We start from the raw sequence: 19,378 nt of genomic DNA, 5'->3' as shown, positions 1-19,378 counted from the left end.
TGATTTGTGTGTAGAAGGGTATATCTTATGACAGAGACAGGATTGAAAAAGCAGCTGTCAGGGCTGCATCTGTGGGGGATAGCCGTTGGTTTGGTTATTTCCGGTGAATATTTTGGCTGGAACTTTGGCTGGGGCCTGGCGGGCACGCTTGGCTTTCTGGTCACCACAATTCTGGTGGCCGTCATGTATACGACCTTTATCTTTTCCTACACAGAACTGACGACGGCAATCCCGCATGCGGGAGGCCCTTTTGCCTATGCGCTGCGCGCCTTTGGCCCGGTCGGGGGCTTCATCGGCGGGTTTGCGACCTTGATTGAATTCGTCTTTGCACCGCCGGCGATCGCCCTAGCTATTGGTGCATATCTCAATGTGCAGTTCCCCGGGCTGGATCCGAAACTGGCCGCCGTCGGCGCCTATGTTGTCTTTATGGCCTTGAACATCGTCGGCGTCACCATTGCCGCGACGTTCGAATTGTTCGTCACCCTTCTGGCCATCGGTGAGCTGTTGATCTTCATGGGAGTCGTCGCGCCCGGCTTCTCGATGGAGCGCTTCACCGTCAATGGCTGGGCTGGCCACTCCGACTTCAGCATGGGCGCCATCGGCGGAATCTTCGCCGCCATTCCCTTCGCCATCTGGTTCTTCCTCGCCATCGAAGGCGCAGCCATGGCCGCTGAAGAAACCAAGAATCCGAAAAAAGTTGTCCCCATCGCCTATATCGGCGGCATCCTGACCCTGTTGGTCCTGGCCTTCGGTGCCATGATCTTCACCGGCGGCGTCGGCGACTGGAGCAAGCTGGCCAGCGTCAACGACCCCTTGCCCCAGGCTATGAAGATCGTCGTCGGCGAAGGTTCCGGCTGGCTGCACATGCTGGTGTGGATCGGCCTGTTCGGCCTGATCGCCTCGTTCCACGGCATTATCGTTGGCTATTCGCGGCAAATCTTCGCCCTGGGCCGCGCCGGCTACATGCCAGAGATCCTCGCCAAGGTGCATCCCAAATTCGCTACCCCGCACTGGGCCATCCTGGCTGGCGGCGTGATCGGCATCGCTGCCATTTACTCCGACAACCTGATCAAGCTGGGTGGCCTGGGCCTGACCGCCAACATCGTCACCATCTCGGTCTTCGGTGCCATCGTCCTCTACATCATCTCCATGGCCGCCCTGTTCAAGCTGCGCGTCAGCGAGCCAACCCTGGACCGCAGCTTCATGGCTCCGGGCTACCCCATCGTCCCGGCCATTGCCCTGATCCTGTCGATGGGTTGCCTGATCACCATGGCCTATTACAACCTGCTTCTGTTCGGCATCTTCGTAGGCATGATGGTCATCGCCTTCGTACTCTGGAAGCTGTTCGGCAAACGCAGCATCGTCGCTGCCATCGCAACCACGGAATAGGCGCCTCAAGGAGGAAACGGGGCCAGAGTCATTATCGGCACACGACAAGCGTCGCTGAACGGATCCGAAAATGACTCTGCCCCCTTGTTGACCTTGTTGCCGCCTTGCACGTCAGGGTGAGTTGGCTGTTCCTCCATGCATCGACTTGACGACACCAAGCAGGTCGAAAGAATGGACAAGAAAGCCGACGCCGAGCAGGGCGAGCACAACGACGATGGTGATAACCAGTTTACGGGACATGGGGATTCCTAAAGGTGAGCGAGGGTTTGACGGATGGTGAGGCGGGCGGCGCGGCGGGCGGGGGCGTAGCTCGCGACCAATGAGCCGATAACGAGAATTCCGAGCCAGATCCAAAGTGCCGGCCAGGCGATGGTCAGAGGTAGCGAAATGCCGAATGACAAGGTCCCGACAAGCACGCCGACGCCGTAGCCAAGCGGCAGCCCGGCCATCACTGAAAGCGGATAGCTCAGCAGGGCGATCATCAGACCCTCGGCGAGGATGTTGCGCGTCAAGGCGCCGCCCGATGCGCCGATGGTCCGCATTATGCCGAACTCTCGTATGCGTTCGGTGACGCTGGAACCCTGCGACGAACCCAGCCCGATCGTGCCGACGCCGGCCATGATGACGGCCATGGCGATCAGGGCGACAATCAGTATCTTGACGTGGCCGGACTGCGCCGCGACCAGGGTGCCTTCGGTGAGGATCTGTTCCACGTCGATGCCATCGCGGGCAAAAGCAGCCTGAGCCTGGGTGGCAACAGCTTCGATCGTGGCCTTGTCTTTACGGGTAAGGACAAGGCGGACCGCTGAGGCTTCATCACGAAGACCGGTCATGTCGCTGAATGCCGCCTGTGGAAGGTAGGCGGATGCCGGCGTTAGGATCTCACGGATTACGCCGCCCAGGACAAATGTCCCGGTGCGCCCAGTGACGGCCAGCCTGACATGGCTGCCGATCCCTGGCCGACCGAGCAGCGTCCAGGCCTGCTGATTGAGGATGACCTGGCCAGGCTTGCTGCCGCCCGCGAGATAGACGGGGTGGGTAGGGATCTCGTCGGCGGGACGCAGGGACAGGCTGCCGTGGCCACCATCTGGATAGGTGCGAACGATCATCAGGCCATCGGCCCGGCCAGCCGCTGCCGGCGCGAAGTTTGCCGGGCGGACCTCCCTGATCACGGTTATGGTGGAGAGCGCGCGCTTTACCGCCTCGGCAGCTACCGGCCTGGCGAGTTTGATTTCAATGTCATAGTCACGGGAGGCGGCAGCCTGAGCAAGTTGTCCGCGCCATGCCGCTTCCACGTCAAGGGCGGCGATGAAGGTGGCGCCCGCTGCACCAAGCAGGGCGAGATTGAGGAACAGGCGGCCGCGCTTACGGAAAGCATTGCGCAGCGCCAGCAGCAAGGTGCGGTCGATGCCGAAGATGCGGCCCAGCAGACCCTGGTTTAAATTGACGGGCGACTTGCCGACACTGAGGCCCTGGTCTGCCAGGGCTTCGCGAACAGTGGCGCGGGTGGCGCGGTGAACCGGTATGGCGATGAAAGCGAGGGGGAGAAGGACGCCCACAAGGGCGAGCGCTGTGATGAGCTCGGCCGGCAGTGTTGCGCTGGCGAGATCGAAGTTGAGGAGTGCAGCGATTAGTCCCGCAAAGCCTGCGGCAGCCGACAGGCCGAGCGGAAGGGCGATTGCCGTTGCGACGGTCGCGACAATGGCGAGGCCGGCAAGGTATAGCGTGGCGATCTGGCGTGTCGTCCCGCCTATAGCCTTCATAATGGCGATCTGTCGGATTTGCTGCGCCAGGAGGCCTGAAACCATGGTTGCCGTGAGCACGGCGCTGAGGATCAGCGTGCAGCCGGCAAACACCAGGAACATGCTGAGGACGGCCATCATCTGACTTTGATGCGGATGTAGACCGGTTGGAGGGATCTGGACCTGGTTGATGGTATAGCCCTGCTTCCGCAAGGCGCCGGCCAGGTCGCCAATGACGGTATCGACGCGCCGCTGATCGAATGTCGCGTTGCGAACAACGACCTTGACCAGGTTTTGCGTGGGGCTGCCGCCGAGGGCCGAAACGGTTGGCGGTGAAAGATAGGCGTAAGCCGTCTGCTCCTGCCAGGCGGGGGCCAGGCCTGGATCATGTACCGTGCCCACAACCGGGACCGAGACAGCCTTGTGGCCAGGCAGCCTGATCCTGACACTATTTCCGAGTTTCAGTTTGAGAAAAACCAGCGCTTCCCGCTCCACAACGACACTGCCGTCCGGCGGCGGAAACTGGCCACGACCGGGAAGCACCTTGCCAATCTTCGCCGACGCCTGATCGGGCGAGACGAAAAGCAGGGCACGATGCCAGATGCCGCCCATGTCCTGGGCCTGGGCTTCGATAATCGAAGCTGCTTCGGCGCTTTGCACGCGGGAATCGGCGGAAATCGCGGCCAGGACAGCCGGTGTCACGGTTCCGACGTCTATCAGGGCCGAGGCTGGATGGGTCGCAAGATAGTTGCGCGAGATTTCACGCGCGAGGATAGCGTAGGCGCCCGCGATCGTCGTCAGCGCGAAAAGGCCCATGGCCAGGGCCAGGACCATAAGAGCGATACGACCCTGAGCCGTCTTGAGGTCGCCGATGAGCTTGCGCCAGCGTGGTGCGATCATCATGCGTCACCTCCCGACCGGCTGTCCGCGATGATCCGTCCGTCGGCCAGGGTAATGGTGCGTGTAAAATAGCTGGCCAGATCGCGTTCATGGGTGACCATGACCACGGCGCGACCATCCAGGGTCAGGCTTTTGAACACATCCATGACTTCCGTCGCGGTGCGCGAATCGAGGTTGCCGGTCGGCTCGTCGGCCACCACGAGGGGCGGGTCATTGGCCAGGGCGCGGGCAATGGCAGCACGCTGCTGCTGACCGCCGGAGAGGTCGACAGGAAGCTTGTCGGCCTGGTCTGCAATGCCGAGACGCTGGAGCAGGGCCATGGCGCGGGGGCGCCGGCCGGAGGCTTTGCCGACGCGACAGAAATCCATGGGGAGCATGACGTTTTCAATGACCGTCAAGGTGGGTAAAAGTTGGAAAAACTGAAACACCACGCCGACATTACGGCCGCGCCAGGCGGTAAGTTGTTCCTCGGACTTGCCTGTCAGGACTGTGTCGCCGGCGCGGACTTCGCCGTTTGTTGCGCTGTCGATGCCGGTTATCAGATTGACGAGCGTGGTTTTACCGCTGCCCGATTTGCCGACGACGGCCAGGAACTCGCCAGCGGCCAGGTCGAAATTGACGTCAGCGAGCGCGCTGAAATTTCCGGCGGGCGTTTTGTAGACCTTGCCGACGCCGCGCAGCGAGGCAAGCGGTCTCACCTGTGCCGAAGGGCGGATTAGGGTGGTGTCGGGCATGAATTGAGAGCTCCTTCCATTTGGACACCTGTGTGCTAAGAGACAGGTGTCTGAAACGCAAGAAACAGGACGGGTCCAATTGTCCGATACGGAACATCAGAAGCAAAATGACCGGGAAAAGTCGCCGTTTGAACACGCCGCCGCGGATACGACGATTGATCGCAGGTCGGAACGCACGCGCCAGGCGTTACACCAATCCCTCATGCGGCTCGTCGTCGAGCGAGGTTATGACGCGGTTTCAGTCAGCGACATAGTTGACGCCGCCAATGTTGGTCGTTCGACGTTTTACGGTCATTTTACCGATAAGGATGATCTGCTGCGCAGCCTGGCCGGCACTCTGCGCAGTGTACTGATCGCCCAGCATGGAATTATTGCGGCGGGGGCCACGTCGCGTGACAGCCGTGTTCTTGGCTTCACCCGGTTCATGACGCAGCATTTACAAGATCAGCGGGTACTTTATCTGGCCATGATGCGCAGCCGGGCCGGGCCGATTGTGCTCGACAGCATCAGGCACGGGCTTTGCGACATTGTCCGCAAAGAACTGCCCGCTGACCCGGTACCAGCCCGCTTGCCGAACCGCGAATTCACGGTACAGTTTCTGGTGGGCGCCTACCTGTCCGTACTGACCTGGTGGCTGGACGGCGGAGCCGTAGGGGAGGCAGACGACATAGAGGCGGCCTTTCGCGAACTCGCGGCGGGTTGCCTTGGCTAGATCTGGTTGCGTTCCGCGGTATTGGGAGCCTATGTCCACAGAAACGGAGGCAGAGCCCTTTAACTCTTTTCGCCGGGCAAGGGCGCAAGTGGTGGCGCGTTCAGCCCCAGGAAAGGGTCAGCCCATGCGGGTATGGCCTCAAGATTTTCGTACCAGCGTCTGATGTTCGAATAGGCTTCCAGAGGAAGCTGGGCGACGTCATTAAACGGCAAAAAGGTTGCCAGGCGAAAATCCGCGTAACTCAGCCCGCTGTCCAGCAAAAAGTCACGGCCCTCCAGATGGGCATCAAGCTGAGCGGCGCTTTGATGAAATAGCTCGAGCCCCTTCCTGATTTCCCCGTGATCTACCGGGCCAAGACCATAGCGCTGCTTTGTGCCCAGTTCAAAATGCACCATGTCGCAGGCATGAACAAAACCCGGCTTACCCCAGCTTATCCAACGGATCATGTCAGGCATGTCGGCATCGAGTCGCCAAAAATTGGAGCCGACCATCATCGACAATCGACAGGCGATGGCGTCCGCCTCCCACAGGGCCGGTCCATTCTCGACGAGAATGGGAATGCGTTGCGTGGGGTTTAGCGCCTTGAACTTTTCCGCCTGGTCCGCAGAAAATGGCGAAGCGAACTCAAGTGCGACCTTCGCATCCAAATAACGGGCAACCGCGAGGGCCAGACGAGGGTTAGGATTGCGGGAATAATAAAGTACGCTCAATTTAACCTCTCTTATGGTTACCGAGAACAAGATGTCATATGATCGGCCATATCATGTCAGTTGGCGGGGGCAATAATGTAGTTCCATCCCGGCGAGGTCAGGCCTTATCCGAAATTTACAAAGCGCGACGCGATTTCCACGACGTTTTTAGCCGATATCTCATAAGCGTCATTGTGGTTGCGCGGCATGCCGTAGTGCGTCGGGTTCCCATATTCTGATCCTCACCGCTTCCATGAAATGTCTCAAAACGCCATGTCTATCCGCGCTTCAGCCGCCTTCCAGACAGCACGTATCGAGACCACCGCGGCATCCCCCGGGGCGCCGCGCCTGAGGTCACATCGACCATCTGAAGATCTGCCGCTGACCATCTCCTGTGTCATCTGCGCCTATAATGAGGCCGACAAGATACTGGAGGTCCTGCGCGTCGTACGCAGTCTGTCGATCGTCAGCGAAGTCATTGTGGTCAATGACGGATCGACCGATGACACGGGCACGCTCATCTCGGCCTTTCCGGATGTCCGGATCATTTCCTACCAACCGAACCGTGGAAAATCCTATGCCATGAGCCGGGGCATAGCCGCGGCCACGGGCGACTATGTCATGCTGCTCGACGCGGACCTGTCGGGAATAACCGCGGCAGATATCCAGGCCCTAGTCGACCCTGTCGCGCAAAGACGGGCCGAGGTGAGCATCAGCCTGCGCCGCAACAGCCTGGCCATTTATCGCTTGATCGGTCTCGACTTCGTATCGGGAGAACGCCTCATTCCGGCCTGGCTGATCAGGCCGTCGCTTTCCGATATGGCCGCCCTGCCGTGCTGGGGCGCCGAAGCGTTTATCAACAGTCTGATTACGCGCGAGAAGCTATCGATCGCTGTCGTGGAGTGGCGTGACGTGTTCAATGTCCCGAAGGCCCGGAAGCTGGGCCTGTGGCACGGCCTGATCGCCGAATTCACCATGACGGCCCAGGTGCTGTGGATGCTGTCACCGTGGCAGGTCGTCCAGCAGAACCTGGCCATGCTTAAGCTGATCACAAAAGATTCCGGCAGGCAGACGCAGTCTGCGTCTTTCAGGGCGACACCCAGACAGCCTATGGGCGCCGAAGCCTTGCTCCCGCACCCATAGCCTGAATCGATATTCAAAAGCCGGGCCTGCAATATCCTAACGGTCCTGCACCGACATCTGCGGTGTACGATTGATACGGATATTGGCGCTCTGGCCCTTCTGCCTCGGGTTGGTCGACAGATCCGGATGGGCCGGATCGTGGTCCCTGTGGCTGTGGGGATTACCTGGACCGGCATGGCTGCGGTTGGCAGGCGGAACAGGCGGAAGTCGGCTGGACATGGACGTCTCCTTTGTGCGGTTGGAATCGCCGCCCCAGACCCAGGGTGGAGACTCGCCCAAAGGACAGTAAAAGAACAATCCGGAAGTCACGGGAGTGTATTAAAAGGGTTTCCCGCGCACGCCTGTATAGGCTGCATCGAGGGCTTCCAAGCCGGTCAAACCGGACACGCGGCCCATGCGCGTCTCATCGCCAAAATGCAGAACCTGGCCATCCGCACCAAACTCGCGCCAAAGCCCTCGGCCGTGTCCATTGGGGCGGCCGGTTTTGATAAAGGCCAGCCAGTAGGCGGTCATTTCACCCTGCAAAACGTAATCGCGCGGTCGCCAGTCAAAATCCGACTGTGACAGGTGACCGAACATGTACCATAGCTCGGCGAAATGGCTGGCGCCCCAGCCGGAATAGGCCGAGTTAGCGGGAAAAGGCGGGCGATGGTCGAAGCTGTAGACATAGGCCGCTCCACCTTGCCGCGCCTGTAGCCGCGCCCAGGCCCACATATCCCAACCGAAGCGCAGGTCACGTTCGAGATCAAGACGGGCGGTCTTCGCTTCGGCATCGGTGGCGTGCGGATAGGCGGAATAGATGGAGGGGGGCAAAGGCCCGAAGGCGCGTTTCAGATCGTCTTCGAAGGCTGCGGCCGTGACTGTGTCGACCCGTGTCAGGGATCGGGCTTCCTCGGCGTTCCAGCCTATCAGTACGGGCAGGCGGGCCACATTGTTTGAAACATAGGCGTCATAAGGCGTTTGCGGCAGGAATAGGCCGCCAAATACAGGATGCGATACGGCATTGGCGCTGTCCGTCATCAGCGCTTCGGCCGGCAATTTTCGCAGTTCCCCCATAGAAACGGCATCGAGAGATTTCGCATAAGACCCACCGTCTCGCAGGGCAGGCTCAAGCCGGTAGCGGGGCGCCAGGTTCAGGGGTTCGAACATGCCGCCACTTTGTGCAATGGCGCCGCGAAACAATCCACGGGCTTCAGGGGCCGCCATCAACAGGCTGACCGACATACCGCCTGCCGATTGTCCGGCGATGGTAACGCGATCAGGATCGCCGCCGAAGGCCGCGATATTGTCATGCACCCAGTTCAGCGCCGCCACCTGGTCCATCAGGCCGTAATTGCCCGTGTCGCCACCTTCGGCCTGAAGCTCCGGATGCGCCAGGAAGCCCAGAACGCCGAGCCGGTAGGCGACAGTGACCACGACAATGCCGCGTTTCGCCAAGGCATCGCCCCAATAGAGCGGCATGGCAGCCGACCCGTTGGTGAAGCCCCCGCCGTGAATCCACACCATGACCGGTCGCTTGCCTGTCGTAGCTGAGGTCCAGATATTGAGATAGAGACAGTCTTCGCTGACCTCGGGCGGGGTCTCGCCGGGCATGGAAACGCCTTTTTGCAGGCAGGCCGGGGCAAAGCGTGTGGCGTTGCGCGTGCCTGTCCAGGGCGCAGCGGACTCTGGTCGGCGCCAGCGCAAATTGCCGACCGGCGGCGCGGCATAAGGCACGCCGCGAAAGACGGAGACGCCGTGGTCGCGTATCCCTTCGATCCGGCCCGCCGTGGTCATGGCGACGGGATTAGCGTGGGCGGACGTAGCCAGGAGAAGGAAGAATAAAGCGAGCATTGGACGGAACATCGAGATCTCCTGAGTGATCCGATCTTGTGCCATGCGTGCCATATCTCTCCCATACGGCCTGTCCCGCGGTTCGGGCGTTTCGTCACAAACCTCGTCTTTACAAGGTTTTCGCCTTCGGGCACTTTGAGGCATGATTGCACGTCTGCCCGCCTTGTCACCTCCGCCGCGCCGGCTTGTCGAGCTTTTGGCGGGCTTCGCCTATTGGGCCGCGTTCCTCCTTGTCCTCGAGCCGGGCAATATCATGCGCGCGCATCATGCGGGGCGAGATCTTACGCTGGACCATGAAGTGCTGCGCATATTCGCGGCGTCGTGTTTGGGCGCGGCCGTGACGCCCTTGGCCTTGAGGCTGTCGCGGGCTTTCTTTCCGGCAAAACTGCCATGGCACCTGCCGGTTCTGACCGCTGCCATGGGCGCCTTGAGCGTCGGCTTGATCCTGGTGTCCTGTTTCCTGGCGGCCTGGATGTTTCAACACGACTGGGTTCCGGGCATCGATGACATAGCCGGGATGCTGGCGGGCAATGGATTGCTGCTTCTGTTTGCCTTGCTCGCCTTTTGCGGGCTGGAATTCGCCCTTCGGCGGCCAAGCGTCCTTCAACCCAGTCTGCCCGCCTTCGTTCGCCACGTCATGGTCAAGGTGCGTGGACGGCAGTTTTTGCTAAGCCTGGATATGGTCGCCTGGATCGAAAGCCAGGGCAACTACCTGGCCTTTCATACGGGTGATGCCACACATCTTATACGCGGCACCTTGTCGGCCTTCGAAAGCAGGCTCGATCCCGCCTGCTTCGTCCGCATCCATCGCCGTCATGTCGTGGCGCTGGGGCGTATCGCAGCGCTCGAAACCTTCGACAACGGTGATGGCCTGGTGCGCCTCGATAACAGCACCGAGCTCAAGATCAGCCGCAATTATCGTAAAGCGTTGCTGGAGCGTTATAGGGCATAGCGCGTCTCTGCACCCTGTCTCAGTGACCCGCGCAGGCCTGGCGGGCGTCAAAGGTAATCAAAAGCGGCTTGTCCAGGATGCCGGCGGGCAGACCGGAATAGACTTCACCCCGGTGAACCGCTGCTAATGCTCGTGCGGCGCCGGCTTCGCGAGCGCTGCCCGGCTGCGGATCGCGCCACTGCGGTCCCTGGGTTACGCGACCATTGCGGCCAATGGTAAATCCGATCGTTACCACCACATCCCTGCCGCCGGGGATGTCACAGTTCGGCGACCAGAGCCTCTGCAACTGGCCGGTCAGGGCGCCCAGGGCAGCGGACTGGCTTGACGTCGTGGCCGGTGCGGCGGTGGCTGTCGACGTGCTGCGACTTGCCGCTGGTCTGGCGGTCTTGGCCGTGGTCCGCGCAGGCAGATGGCTGAGCGAGTCGAGATCGATAGCGGCTTCCGGCGCGGGCGCTGGCTTGACCGTTGGAGCTGCCGTGGCCGCCGTTGGTTTGGTCTGCGTTGGCTTGGCTGATGACGGAGTGGCCGGGGCGGGGGCGACCTTGGCTTTTGCCGGTGTAGCTTTTTGAGCTACGGCGGGCGACGCGGAGGCTTTGGTCGGTTTGGTTGGCGTCGCAATGGGCGCTGGCACGGCCGGTTTGGCGGTGCCGTTCTTCGCCGCGGGTTTGGCGGCCGCTCTGGCGACCGGTTGCGGCGCAGGCTTGGTCGGTGCTGGCGCCGGGCGGAGTGCAGGTGTTGATGCGACCTTTACCGGATGCTTTTCAGGGGCCTTCGATACCGCGGCGGACGGCACGGGCTTGGGCTGTGCCTTGACCGGCGGTACAGGTTTGGCAATGGCCTTTGCCGGCGCGGGCTTGGCGACAGGCGAGGGCGGCTTTTGGCGCCGGTATGGGTGCAGGGGCCGCCCTGGGAGCGGGAACGGGGGCCGGCACCGGCACGGGCTCAGCGCGTGGCGGCGGTGGCGATACAAGCGTGACCCGGACGGCCAGCGGCGGCGAGGTTTTCGGTCGCGTGTGGGACAGGTTGTAACCGGCGAGGCCCAGTAAGGCGATATGAAGCGCCGTCGAGACCAAGACCGGCCGCCAAGACCTGCGCGGCGTTTGCTTTGCGCGCGCGGGTGCACGCAAGGCGCCAAGATCTGAAGCGTCAATATAGGGCAGGGAGGAAGCCGTAAGCATACCGGTACTGTATCGAGTTTACACCAACTCCTACCTCTAGCGGCGCTACCTTAACGCCTGGTTAGCCATGTTCCGGGGTATCGCGAAAATATTTATTGGATATGGCTATGGGCCGGATGAGCCACGTTTTAGGCACCAGTCGGTCGGTAGCTCTTTGACAGCGTTAGCGCCCGGAGCAGCCATCCCGCCCTCGCTGTGACGACTTTTTACCAGAATAGAACACAGGTATCAGGACTTAACTTTGCGCCAATATGAGCCGCAGGAAGAAGCGTTAGCATAAACTATTCAGCTAAGGCCCGTTAAGTGCGGAGGAGATATCCGCTCATAACTCTTTTAATCGTTGGTCAAACGGCGAGCATTTGGCAGTTGAAGACCCTTCACGATTTCGATTATTAAGGTTGTTACGACACCAAAAAGACCACCGATGACAATTAATAGAACGTCGCGCAATTGCTTCATATGCTCGTCCTCCCACGATAATTTCATCTTATCTAACAATACTCTGTATGTGTAACTATCCGTCTGGTTTGTAGAAATGTCGTTTTCTTTTTTCTGTTCGATTGCGGCACCACTGACTTGAAAATTAGAAATATTTTCCAAGGAGAAATTATATCTATTACTTGCTGCGTAAAGTTGATCGTTTTCGCCAGCGTAACCAAGTACTTGTAATTTTTGCACAATAGCATCTGAATTATTTTTAACATAAAGCGCGCCCCATTGATGAATAGAAAGTGATTTTTTCGTGAATGTCTCGCGCTGTAAAAATTTATCAATGTTTATATTGCATTTAATGCTTTGGGGAAGTGTTTCATCGAATACATAATAAATAACAAAATCATCATCCTTTATCAATTTAATTTTGGAATTAGTTCCGCAATGAAAATCGCGACTTAAAACTATTACTTGTTTTTTATTTGCTGGCATGGCATTAATTGAAAGTTCTATGTTCCCATCATTCTTAGACTCACTGACGTAATCCCCAAGATCAATGTTAACGGCGTAATCTGCGGCATCCCAGTTATCGGAATTAGATATTTCGAAAACACCTACGTGCAAAGCTTTTGGTGTTTTGGCGTCAGCTCGGTAGCCAACAAGGTCGGTAAGAAAATTTCGACCGCGTACGGTAGTAATATTCGCCGTGAAAAAAACCGTCATTACGGTTAGTAGCAGACACAAAGCTGCTAGAAAGAAACTCGCCTTGCGCACGTGAACCCCTGTCTGCCACAGCAAAGGTTAACACAGATTTGCAAAATCCAAACACATTCATTCGCGCAAGAGAGCCTGCCTCCAGGATTTTGTCCGTCGCAATCCATCGCAGTGTAGGCTCATTTCACCGGATTGAATTTCTGGCCGACAGAGGCAAACTTGTCCCGCAGCCGGGTTCGTGATTGCTTATATGCCTCAAGGTATGAAGTCGCTGCATTGCATTCGTTTGGCAACGGGGTGATGTTCTCTGCCTTTGCCTCTGCACAGCCATCGCGGAAATTGGTAAGGCTAACCTCCAACGTATCGTATTGCTAAGTCTATTTTTTGATATGACATAGATTAAGGACCATGTTTGGCATGGTGCCCAAAACGTGGCTCATCCGGCCCGTGGCCATATCCCGCGAAAATATTTATGAGAACATATTGCGAACACGGAACAAATGAAGTACGAACTATCCACGCAATTGATTTGGAACAGATCGCCCCGCTTCGGGGAATCGTGACATAGGAAAGGCCCAATATGTCTCAAGCGGCTTTAAAACTCGTGGCAAAAAACGAATCCGAAAAACAACGGGCCCTCGAGGCCGCCCTGGCGCAGATTGATCGCGCCTTCGGCAAGGGCTCGGTGATGAAGCTCGGCGTCGGCGGCAAGGTCATGGAGATCGAGTCGATCTCGACCGGTTCGCTGGGGCTGGATATCGCGCTCGGTATCGGTGGTTTGCCCAAGGGCCGCGTGGTGGAAATCTACGGTCCGGAATCGTCCGGCAAGACGACCCTGGCCCTGCACACTGTGGCTGAGATTCAAAAGGCCGGCGGGACCGCTGCCTTTATCGATGCCGAACACGCTCTGGACCCGACCTATGCGCAAAAGCTGGGCGTCAATCTCGACGACCTGCTGGTCTCGCAGCCCGACACCGGTGAACAGGCGCTCGAAATCACCGACACCCTGGTCCGTTCCAACGCCGTCGACATCATCGTTATCGACTCGGTGGCTGCCCTGACGCCGCGGGCGGAAATCGAAGGCGATATGGGCGACAGCCTGCCCGGTCTGCAGGCTCGCCTGATGTCGCAGGCCCTGCGCAAGCTGACGGGCTCGATCTCCAAGTCGAAGTGCCTGGTCATCTTCATCAACCAGATCCGCATGAAGATCGGCGTCATGTACGGTTCGCCGGAAACGACGACCGGCGGCAATGCGCTGAAATTCTATGCCTCGGTTCGTCTCGACATCCGCCGTACCGGCTCGATCAAGGTGCGCGACGAAGTCATCGGCAACAATGTCAAGGTCAAGGTGGTCAAGAACAAGATCGCGCCGCCGTTCCGTGAGGTCGAGTTCGACATCATGTACGGCTATGGCATCTCGAAGTTGGGCGAAATCATCGATCTGGGCGTCAAGGCCGGCATCGTCGAGAAGTCGGGTTCGTGGTTCTCCTATAACTCCACCCGCATCGGCCAGGGGCGTGAAAATGCCCGTGAATTCCTCAAGGCCAATCCGGAAATGGCCAATGAGATCGAAGCGGCCATCCGCAAGAACAGCTCGGTCCTGTCGGAAGAGCTGCTTGGCACGCCGGAACCTCAGGATGACGGTGACGAGTCGCTGTAAGCCATTACTCCGGCCGCCCCGCGGTTGCCCCAAATTTGCCGCTTAGGCCGGAACATGAAAGACGCCCTCCACCACGGGGCGTCTTTTTTGTATCTATTTGCCGCAATTGATGCCCCTGATGGTGCAAAGGTCTTTGCGCGAAAGCCTGGAGCCATCTATATACCGCGTCTTCACAGCCGTATTAACCGGATTCCTTTCGCCCATGCCTTCGCTCAATCAGATACGTCAGACATTCCTCGATTACTTCGCGCGTCATGGCCATGAGGCGGTCGCCTCGTCGTCCCTGGTGCCGCAGAACGATCCGACCCTGATGTTCACCAATGCGGGCATGGTGCAGTTCAAGAACGTCTTCACCGGCGCCGAGACCCGGCCGTATAAGCGCGCCACCACCTCGCAGAAGGTTGTGCGCGCCGGCGGCAAGCACAACGACCTCGACAATGTCGGCTATACGGCGCGTCACCATACCTTCTTCGAAATGCTCGGCAACTTCTCGTTCGGCGACTATTTCAAGGCCGAAGCGATCGAATTTGCCTGGAAGCTGATGACCGAAGACTACGGCCTCGACAAGAATCGCCTGATGGCGACTGTCTATGTCGACGACGATGAAGCCTTCGACCTGTGGAAGAAGATCGCCGGCCTGCCCGAATCGAAGATTGCCCGCATTGCCGGCAGCGATAACTTCTGGTCGATGGGCGATACCGGTCCGTGCGGTCCGTGTACCGAGATCTTCTACGACCACGGCGACCATATCTGGGGCGGACCTCCGGGCACGCCCGAAGAAGACGGCGATCGCTTCGTCGAAATCTGGAACCTGGTCTTCATGCAGTTCGACCAGCAAGCCGACGGCACGCGTCTCAACCTGCCCAAGCCGTCGATCGATACCGGCATGGGGCTGGAACGAGTCGCCGCCGTATTGCAAGGCGTGCACAACAATTACGATATCGACCTGTTCAAGACCCTCATCAACGCCTCCGAAAACGCCACCGGCGTCAAGGCCGAAGGCGACAGCCTGCCGTCGCACCGCGTCATCGCCGACCACCTGCGTTCAACCTGCTTCCTGATCGCCGATGGCGTTACGCCGTCGAACATAGGCCGCGGCTCGGTCCTGCGCCGCATCATGCGCCGTGCCATGCGCCACGCCTATCTGCTGGGCGCCAGCGAACCGCTGCTGCAACGCCTGGCGCCGACCTTGATCGCCGAAATGGGCGGACATTACGGCGAGCTCAAGCGCGCCGAAGCCAATATAATTGAAACCCTGCGCCAGGAAGAAGAACGCTTCCATCGTACCCTTGGCCGCGGCATGAGCCTGCTCGATGAAGCCGTACGCGACCTCGCGCCCGGTGATATGCTCGACGGCGAAACCGCCTTCAAGCTGTACGATACCTATGGCTTCCCGCTCGATCTGACCCAGGACGCCGTCCGCGCCAAGGGGCTGACTGTCAATGTTGCCGGCTATGAGGACGCCATGGCGCGTCAAAAAGCGGCCGGCAAGGAGAACTGGGCCGGCTCCGGTGAAAAAGCGACGGCCGGACAATGGTTCGCCATCAAGGAAGCCGTCGGCGCTTCGGAATTTACCGGCTACGATCATCTGTCAACCCAGGCCCATGTCCAGGCTATCGTGCTGGACGCCGAAAGCGTCGAAACGGCCCTGGCCGGTGATACGGTCGACGTGGTCTTTGAAAAGACCGCCTTCTATCCGGAAGGCGGCGGACAGGCCGGCGACACCGGCACGGTCGACTTCCTGCACGGCAAGGGCAGGGTGCTCGATACGACGCGCCAGGCCGGCGACCTGATCGTTCACCGCATCGAACTTACCGACGGCCGCGTCAAGGTCGGCGACAAGGCCGAACTGCACGTCGATTCGGACAAGCGCCGCACCACGCGCTCCAACCACTCGGCGGCGCACCTGATGCACGCTGCCCTGAAACACGTTCTGGGCCCGCATGTGGCGCAGAAGGGGCAATTGGTCGATGCAGATCGCATGCGTTTCGACTTCAGCCATGGCGGGCCTTTGACTCAAGACGAGCTCAATCGCATCGAGGCCGAGGTCAATGCCGTTATCCTGCAGAACGAGGCCGCGTCGACCAAGCTGATGTCGCCGGAAGCGGCGATCGAAGCCGGCGCTGTGGCATTGTTTGGTGAAAAATACGGCGAGGAAGTCCGCGTCCTGGCCCTGGGTCATGCCCTGGACGGAGATGGCGACTATTCGGTTGAACTGTGCGGCGGCACCCATGTCGGCCGCACCGGCGATATCGCCCTGTTCAAGATCGTTTCAGAAGGCGGTGTTGCGGCCGGTATTCGCCGTATCGAAGCCCTGACCGGTGAGGCGGCGCGGCAATATCTGTTGGATCAGGCCGGCGTGGCGCAATCCCTGGCCGACCAGTTCAAGGTGCCGGTGGCGCAGGTCGAAGCGCGTGTCGAGGCCCTGGTCGCCGAGCGCAAGCGGCTCGAAAAGGAACTGGGCGAGGCCAAGCGCGCCCTGGCGGTCAGTGGTGGTGGCGCGGCGTCGGGCCCGGAAGAGATCAACGGCGTCAAGCTGATTGCCCGCGTCCTGGATGGCGTCGGCGGCAAGGATTTGCGTCCCCTGGCGGAGGATTTCAAGAAGCAGGTCGGTTCGGGCATTGTTGCCCTGATCGGCAAGCTGGATGGCAAGGCGGCGGTCACGGTCACAGTGACCGCGGATATGACGGGTCGATTCAACGCGGCGGATCTCGCCAAGGCGGCGGTGATTGCCATGGGCGGCCAGGGCGCCGGCGGCAAGCCGGACTTTGCCCAGGGCGGCGCGCCCGACGACAGCAAGGCCGACGAAGGCCTGGCAGCCGTCAAGGCCCTGATCTGAGATACAAAAGGCCTGACTTGGTGAAAGTCAGGCCTTTTTCTCAGGTTTCTAATTCTTCAGGCTTCAGGTGCGTTGCAGGTGGCTGACATCTTGTTGCCGACCGGATCACGGACATAGGCCAGATAGGCGTTCGGACCATAGGCTTCGCGGATGCCTGGAGGACCTTCGCAGGTGCCGCCATTGGCCAGGGCCGCTTCGTGGAATGCGCGGACCGCGGCACGATTAGGGGCGGCAAAACCTATCATCGCGCCATTCGACGGTTTGGCCTCATTGCCGTCATAGGGCGCCCCGACCCAGATCGAGCCTGGACCTTCCGGATTACCGCCCGGCGCGAAACCCGCCCAGACGTCATCGTAGAACTTCTGGTAGCCCAGCGGCGCCAGAACGGCTTCGAAAAACTTTACCGATACATCGCGATCCTTCGCGCCGAAAGTGGCATAACCGATCATGACAATTTCCTCCTTTTATGTCGGGCAGAAGCTATCACAGTAAGCGAACAAATCAAGAACATTTACGTCAGATACTGATATAGTCCCCACAGGCCGAAGCCGACAAACAGCACGCTGGCCACGATTCGCACCCACTTCAGCGGAATCCAGGCCATGATCTTGTCGCCGAACAGCACGGCCGGGACATTGGCGATCATCATACCGAGCGTCGAACCGGCCACTACGGCGACCAGGCTGTTATATTCGGCTGCCAGGGCGATGGTGGCGAACTGTGTCTTGTCGCCCATCTCGGCCAAAAAGAAGGCGACCAGGGTGGTGACAAAGGCGCCATAGTCCTTTTTCAGCGCGTCATCGTCATCGGCCTTATCGGGAATCAGAATCCACAGGCCCAGGGCAATGAACGAGATGGAGAGAATCAGCGGCATCCAGGCCTTGAGCCCGGTTTGCATCAATAATGTCCCGCCGAACGCCGCCAGGGCATGATTGACCAGTGTGGCAACGAGGATGCCGGCGATGATCGACAGGGGCTTACGATAACGCGCCGCCAGAATCAGGGCCAGAATCTGCGTCTTGTCGCCAATTTCACTAATGGCGACGAGCAGGGTCGAATGGAGGAAAGCGTCCCAGGACAGATGTAACAACGGAAAACTGCAATCTGATCAGGCAAGGACAACATACGGCATGTCATCGCGCCGCCTGATCGTAAGGCACGAAACACACCGCAGGTCTTGCCTTAATATGCTGACGCCATGCCGATGCCCGGCAAGTATGTTGACGACAGCCGCTGGTGAACCAGCGCGGCTACTCCCCTGAAGGATGGCTTGGCTATAGGTCCTTATCGCAGGTGCGTCAAGACGACCGCCAGGACCGACAGGGTGATCAAGCCGAACACGGTCGATTGCGCCACCGTCTTGGCGGCGCCTTCGAACCAGACATCGTAGATCTTGGCCTGGATAAAGACGCTGACGGCAGTCGGTGTGGCGGCCAGTAAGACGCAGACCTTGAAGGTCAGGGAATCGGCCTGGAGCAACCACAGCACCAGGGCGACGAGGGCCGGGGCCAATAGCGTCTTGCCCACGATGGCAGTCAGGCTGATCGGATCAAAACCGGCCAGATTGCGCCATGGCATCAAACCCAGCATTCCGCCCAGTGCCACGAGGGCGACCGGCGGCCCGGATCGCCCCATCAAATCGAGCGCAGTTTCGATCGGTGGCGCAAAGCGATTGCCGGTGATGAGCAGCAGGACGCCGATCAGGGCGCCGATAACGGTCGGGTTTTTCGCCGTACGAATCAGGGCTTCCTTGAAAGTATGGCCTGACGCCTTGGCGATGGCGGCGCAACCCAGGCTGAACAGGACCAGGAAATCGGCTGCCACAACTAACGGGCCGAGTTGTGCGGCTTCATGGCCGAACAGGCTGAGACTGATCGGCACGCCCAGAAAGGCCGAATTATTGATGAAACCGGCCATGCCGGCGGCAGCCGACGAATCACGCGGCGCCTTCATCAGCAGCGTTGCCACAACAACCACGGCACCGGCGGTGATCATCGCGCCGAGATAGCCGGCAAACAGCACGGCGTGATGGGAATCCAACCCCCTGAGCTGCGAGAAGCTGACGGCCAGCCAGCATGGAAAACCCAGCCAGTAAAAATAGGCCGACAAACCGTCCAGCCCTTCGCGCGACAGCCGACCCAGCCGGGCCAGCAAAGCGCCGACCGCAATGAAGCCAAAGAAAATGACGACCCGGGCGAGAGTATCGAGCATGATCCGCCTAACTGTACGGCAGGTTATCGAGTTCTGACGTGTGAATGCGCGTCAGGCGGGCCAGGATAGTGTTCTGCCCCACGGGTTTCATTGCGCGCGTTCTCCCCCCTTGTGGTTACGCCGTCGTTATACAACAGCCCGTGCGTCGGTGTTGCGAAAAATTCGGTCAGTGGTGGCTGGTTGCGTGCAGCGATGTGCGGACGTTGTCGAAGGTTCGCGCTTTCCTGTCGCGCATTTGCCCGCTAGGTTG

The 19,378-nt window shown here is 59.5% G+C and carries 18 protein-coding genes and 1 riboswitch; of the genes, 7 read left to right on the top strand and 11 right to left on the bottom strand.

The window, feature by feature from the left end:
* The first annotated feature begins 27 nt into the window (after positions 1-27).
* Positions 28-1,389 (top strand): ethanolamine permease, encoded by a 1,362-nt coding sequence (gene eat / locus AC1DXO_RS23405; RefSeq protein WP_476980621.1) that lies wholly within the window; start codon positions 28-30, stop codon positions 1,387-1,389.
* Between the two features lie 111 nt (positions 1,390-1,500).
* On the opposite strand, the gene AC1DXO_RS23400 is transcribed toward eat, so the two are convergent.
* The 3 genes from AC1DXO_RS23400 to AC1DXO_RS23390 are packed head-to-tail and all read right to left on the bottom strand — an operon-like array spanning position 1,501 to position 4,765.
* Positions 1,501-1,629 (bottom strand): hypothetical protein, encoded by a 129-nt coding sequence (locus AC1DXO_RS23400; protein ID WP_476980620.1) that lies wholly within the window; start codon positions 1,627-1,629, stop codon positions 1,501-1,503.
* Positions 1,630-1,637: 8 nt separating this feature from the next.
* Entirely contained in the window at positions 1,638-4,034 is a 2,397-nt protein-coding gene (locus AC1DXO_RS23395; RefSeq protein WP_476980619.1) for an FtsX-like permease family protein, read from the bottom strand.
* On the bottom strand, positions 4,031-4,765 hold the full coding sequence (locus AC1DXO_RS23390; RefSeq protein WP_476980618.1) for an ABC transporter ATP-binding protein: 735 nt from the start codon (positions 4,763-4,765) through the stop codon (positions 4,031-4,033). Before AC1DXO_RS23390 ends, AC1DXO_RS23395 begins: the two co-directional genes overlap by 4 nt.
* A 79-nt stretch (positions 4,766-4,844) precedes the next feature.
* Between AC1DXO_RS23390 and AC1DXO_RS23385 the strand changes: the two genes are divergently transcribed.
* Positions 4,845-5,477 carry a TetR/AcrR family transcriptional regulator gene (locus tag AC1DXO_RS23385; RefSeq protein WP_476980617.1) on the top strand — a complete coding sequence of 211 codons (633 nt, stop codon included), beginning with the start codon at positions 4,845-4,847 and terminating at the stop codon, positions 5,475-5,477.
* A 59-nt stretch (positions 5,478-5,536) separates the two neighbouring features.
* Here the strand turns inward: AC1DXO_RS23385 and AC1DXO_RS23380 are convergent, their stop codons facing one another.
* Entirely contained in the window at positions 5,537-6,187 is a 651-nt protein-coding gene (locus tag AC1DXO_RS23380; RefSeq protein ID WP_476980616.1) for a glutathione S-transferase family protein, read from the bottom strand.
* Positions 6,188-6,439: 252 nt separating this feature from the next.
* Here AC1DXO_RS23380 and AC1DXO_RS23375 point away from each other — a divergent pair, with 252 nt between their 5' ends.
* Positions 6,440-7,309, top strand: a complete 870-nt coding sequence (locus tag AC1DXO_RS23375) for a glycosyltransferase family 2 protein (protein ID WP_476980615.1) — start codon at positions 6,440-6,442, stop codon at positions 7,307-7,309.
* A 36-nt stretch (positions 7,310-7,345) separates the two neighbouring features.
* On the opposite strand, the gene AC1DXO_RS23370 is transcribed toward AC1DXO_RS23375, so the two are convergent.
* Complete coding sequence (locus AC1DXO_RS23370; RefSeq protein ID WP_476980614.1) at positions 7,346-7,528, bottom strand: hypothetical protein; 183 nt, start codon at positions 7,526-7,528, stop codon at positions 7,346-7,348.
* Positions 7,529-7,627: 99 nt separating this feature from the next.
* Positions 7,628-9,154, bottom strand: coding sequence for a carboxylesterase/lipase family protein (locus AC1DXO_RS23365; protein WP_476980613.1), 1,527 nt, complete (start codon positions 9,152-9,154; stop codon positions 7,628-7,630).
* A gap of 130 nt (positions 9,155-9,284) precedes the next feature.
* Between AC1DXO_RS23365 and AC1DXO_RS23360 the strand changes: the two genes are divergently transcribed.
* A complete protein-coding gene (locus AC1DXO_RS23360) occupies positions 9,285-10,094 on the top strand; it encodes a LytTR family DNA-binding domain-containing protein (protein WP_476980612.1) in 810 nt (269 codons plus the stop codon).
* A gap of 19 nt (positions 10,095-10,113) precedes the next feature.
* Here the strand turns inward: AC1DXO_RS23360 and AC1DXO_RS23355 are convergent, their stop codons facing one another.
* Positions 10,114-10,887, bottom strand: coding sequence for a hypothetical protein (locus AC1DXO_RS23355; RefSeq protein ID WP_476980611.1), 774 nt, complete (start codon positions 10,885-10,887; stop codon positions 10,114-10,116).
* A gap of 95 nt (positions 10,888-10,982) precedes the next feature.
* On the opposite strand from AC1DXO_RS23355, the gene AC1DXO_RS23350 reads away from it, so the two are divergent.
* Positions 10,983-11,123, top strand: a complete 141-nt coding sequence (locus tag AC1DXO_RS23350) for a hypothetical protein (protein WP_476980610.1) — start codon at positions 10,983-10,985, stop codon at positions 11,121-11,123.
* Between the two features lie 482 nt (positions 11,124-11,605).
* On the opposite strand, the gene AC1DXO_RS23345 is transcribed toward AC1DXO_RS23350, so the two are convergent.
* Positions 11,606-12,478: a hypothetical protein gene (locus tag AC1DXO_RS23345; RefSeq protein WP_476980609.1), complete on the bottom strand. Its 873-nt coding sequence runs from the start codon at positions 12,476-12,478 to the stop codon at positions 11,606-11,608.
* 520 nt (positions 12,479-12,998) lie between these two features.
* On the opposite strand from AC1DXO_RS23345, the gene recA reads away from it, so the two are divergent.
* Together recA and alaS are read left to right on the top strand one after the other, a co-directional pair.
* Entirely contained in the window at positions 12,999-14,078 is a 1,080-nt protein-coding gene (gene recA / locus AC1DXO_RS23340) for a recombinase RecA (protein ID WP_476980608.1), read from the top strand.
* Positions 14,079-14,280: 202 nt separating this feature from the next.
* Positions 14,281-16,917: an alanine--tRNA ligase gene (gene alaS / locus AC1DXO_RS23335; protein ID WP_476980607.1), complete on the top strand. Its 2,637-nt coding sequence runs from the start codon at positions 14,281-14,283 to the stop codon at positions 16,915-16,917.
* A gap of 56 nt (positions 16,918-16,973) precedes the next feature.
* On the opposite strand, the gene AC1DXO_RS23330 is transcribed toward alaS, so the two are convergent.
* The 3 genes from AC1DXO_RS23330 to AC1DXO_RS23320 all read right to left on the bottom strand — a co-directional run bounded on the left by AC1DXO_RS23330 (position 16,974) and on the right by AC1DXO_RS23320 (position 19,128).
* Complete coding sequence (locus tag AC1DXO_RS23330; RefSeq protein WP_476980606.1) at positions 16,974-17,366, bottom strand: VOC family protein; 393 nt, start codon at positions 17,364-17,366, stop codon at positions 16,974-16,976.
* A gap of 62 nt (positions 17,367-17,428) precedes the next feature.
* Positions 17,429-18,007, bottom strand: a complete 579-nt coding sequence (locus tag AC1DXO_RS23325; RefSeq protein WP_476980605.1) for a TMEM165/GDT1 family protein — start codon at positions 18,005-18,007, stop codon at positions 17,429-17,431.
* 11 nt (positions 18,008-18,018) lie between these two features.
* Positions 18,019-18,182, bottom strand: a riboswitch (yybP-ykoY riboswitch).
* A gap of 19 nt (positions 18,183-18,201) precedes the next feature.
* Complete coding sequence (locus AC1DXO_RS23320; protein ID WP_476980604.1) at positions 18,202-19,128, bottom strand: AEC family transporter; 927 nt, start codon at positions 19,126-19,128, stop codon at positions 18,202-18,204.
* Positions 19,129-19,378 lie beyond the last annotated feature (250 nt).

The sequence above is a fragment of the Asticcacaulis sp. P2_C5 genome, from assembly GCF_056404555.1.
The sequence above is the reverse complement of the archived record's forward strand: the minus strand, read 5'-3'. Positions and strand labels throughout refer to the sequence as shown.

Coding starts and splice junctions, on each gene's coding strand:
- AC1DXO_RS23330 (WP_476980606.1), bottom strand. CDS start 17,366: ATGATCGGTTATGCCACTTTCGGCGCGAAGGATCGCGATGTATCGGTA.
- eat (WP_476980621.1), top strand. CDS start 28: ATGACAGAGACAGGATTGAAAAAGCAGCTGTCAGGGCTGCATCTGTGG.
- AC1DXO_RS23395 (WP_476980619.1), bottom strand. CDS start 4,034: ATGATGATCGCACCACGCTGGCGCAAGCTCATCGGCGACCTCAAGACG.
- AC1DXO_RS23370 (WP_476980614.1), bottom strand. CDS start 7,528: ATGTCCAGCCGACTTCCGCCTGTTCCGCCTGCCAACCGCAGCCATGCC.
- AC1DXO_RS23365 (WP_476980613.1), bottom strand. CDS start 9,154: ATGTTCCGTCCAATGCTCGCTTTATTCTTCCTTCTCCTGGCTACGTCC.
- recA (WP_476980608.1), top strand. CDS start 12,999: ATGTCTCAAGCGGCTTTAAAACTCGTGGCAAAAAACGAATCCGAAAAA.
- AC1DXO_RS23360 (WP_476980612.1), top strand. CDS start 9,285: ATGATTGCACGTCTGCCCGCCTTGTCACCTCCGCCGCGCCGGCTTGTC.
- AC1DXO_RS23320 (WP_476980604.1), bottom strand. CDS start 19,128: ATGCTCGATACTCTCGCCCGGGTCGTCATTTTCTTTGGCTTCATTGCG.
- AC1DXO_RS23400 (WP_476980620.1), bottom strand. CDS start 1,629: ATGTCCCGTAAACTGGTTATCACCATCGTCGTTGTGCTCGCCCTGCTC.
- AC1DXO_RS23390 (WP_476980618.1), bottom strand. CDS start 4,765: ATGCCCGACACCACCCTAATCCGCCCTTCGGCACAGGTGAGACCGCTT.
- AC1DXO_RS23350 (WP_476980610.1), top strand. CDS start 10,983: ATGGGTGCAGGGGCCGCCCTGGGAGCGGGAACGGGGGCCGGCACCGGC.
- AC1DXO_RS23375 (WP_476980615.1), top strand. CDS start 6,440: ATGTCTATCCGCGCTTCAGCCGCCTTCCAGACAGCACGTATCGAGACC.
- alaS (WP_476980607.1), top strand. CDS start 14,281: ATGCCTTCGCTCAATCAGATACGTCAGACATTCCTCGATTACTTCGCG.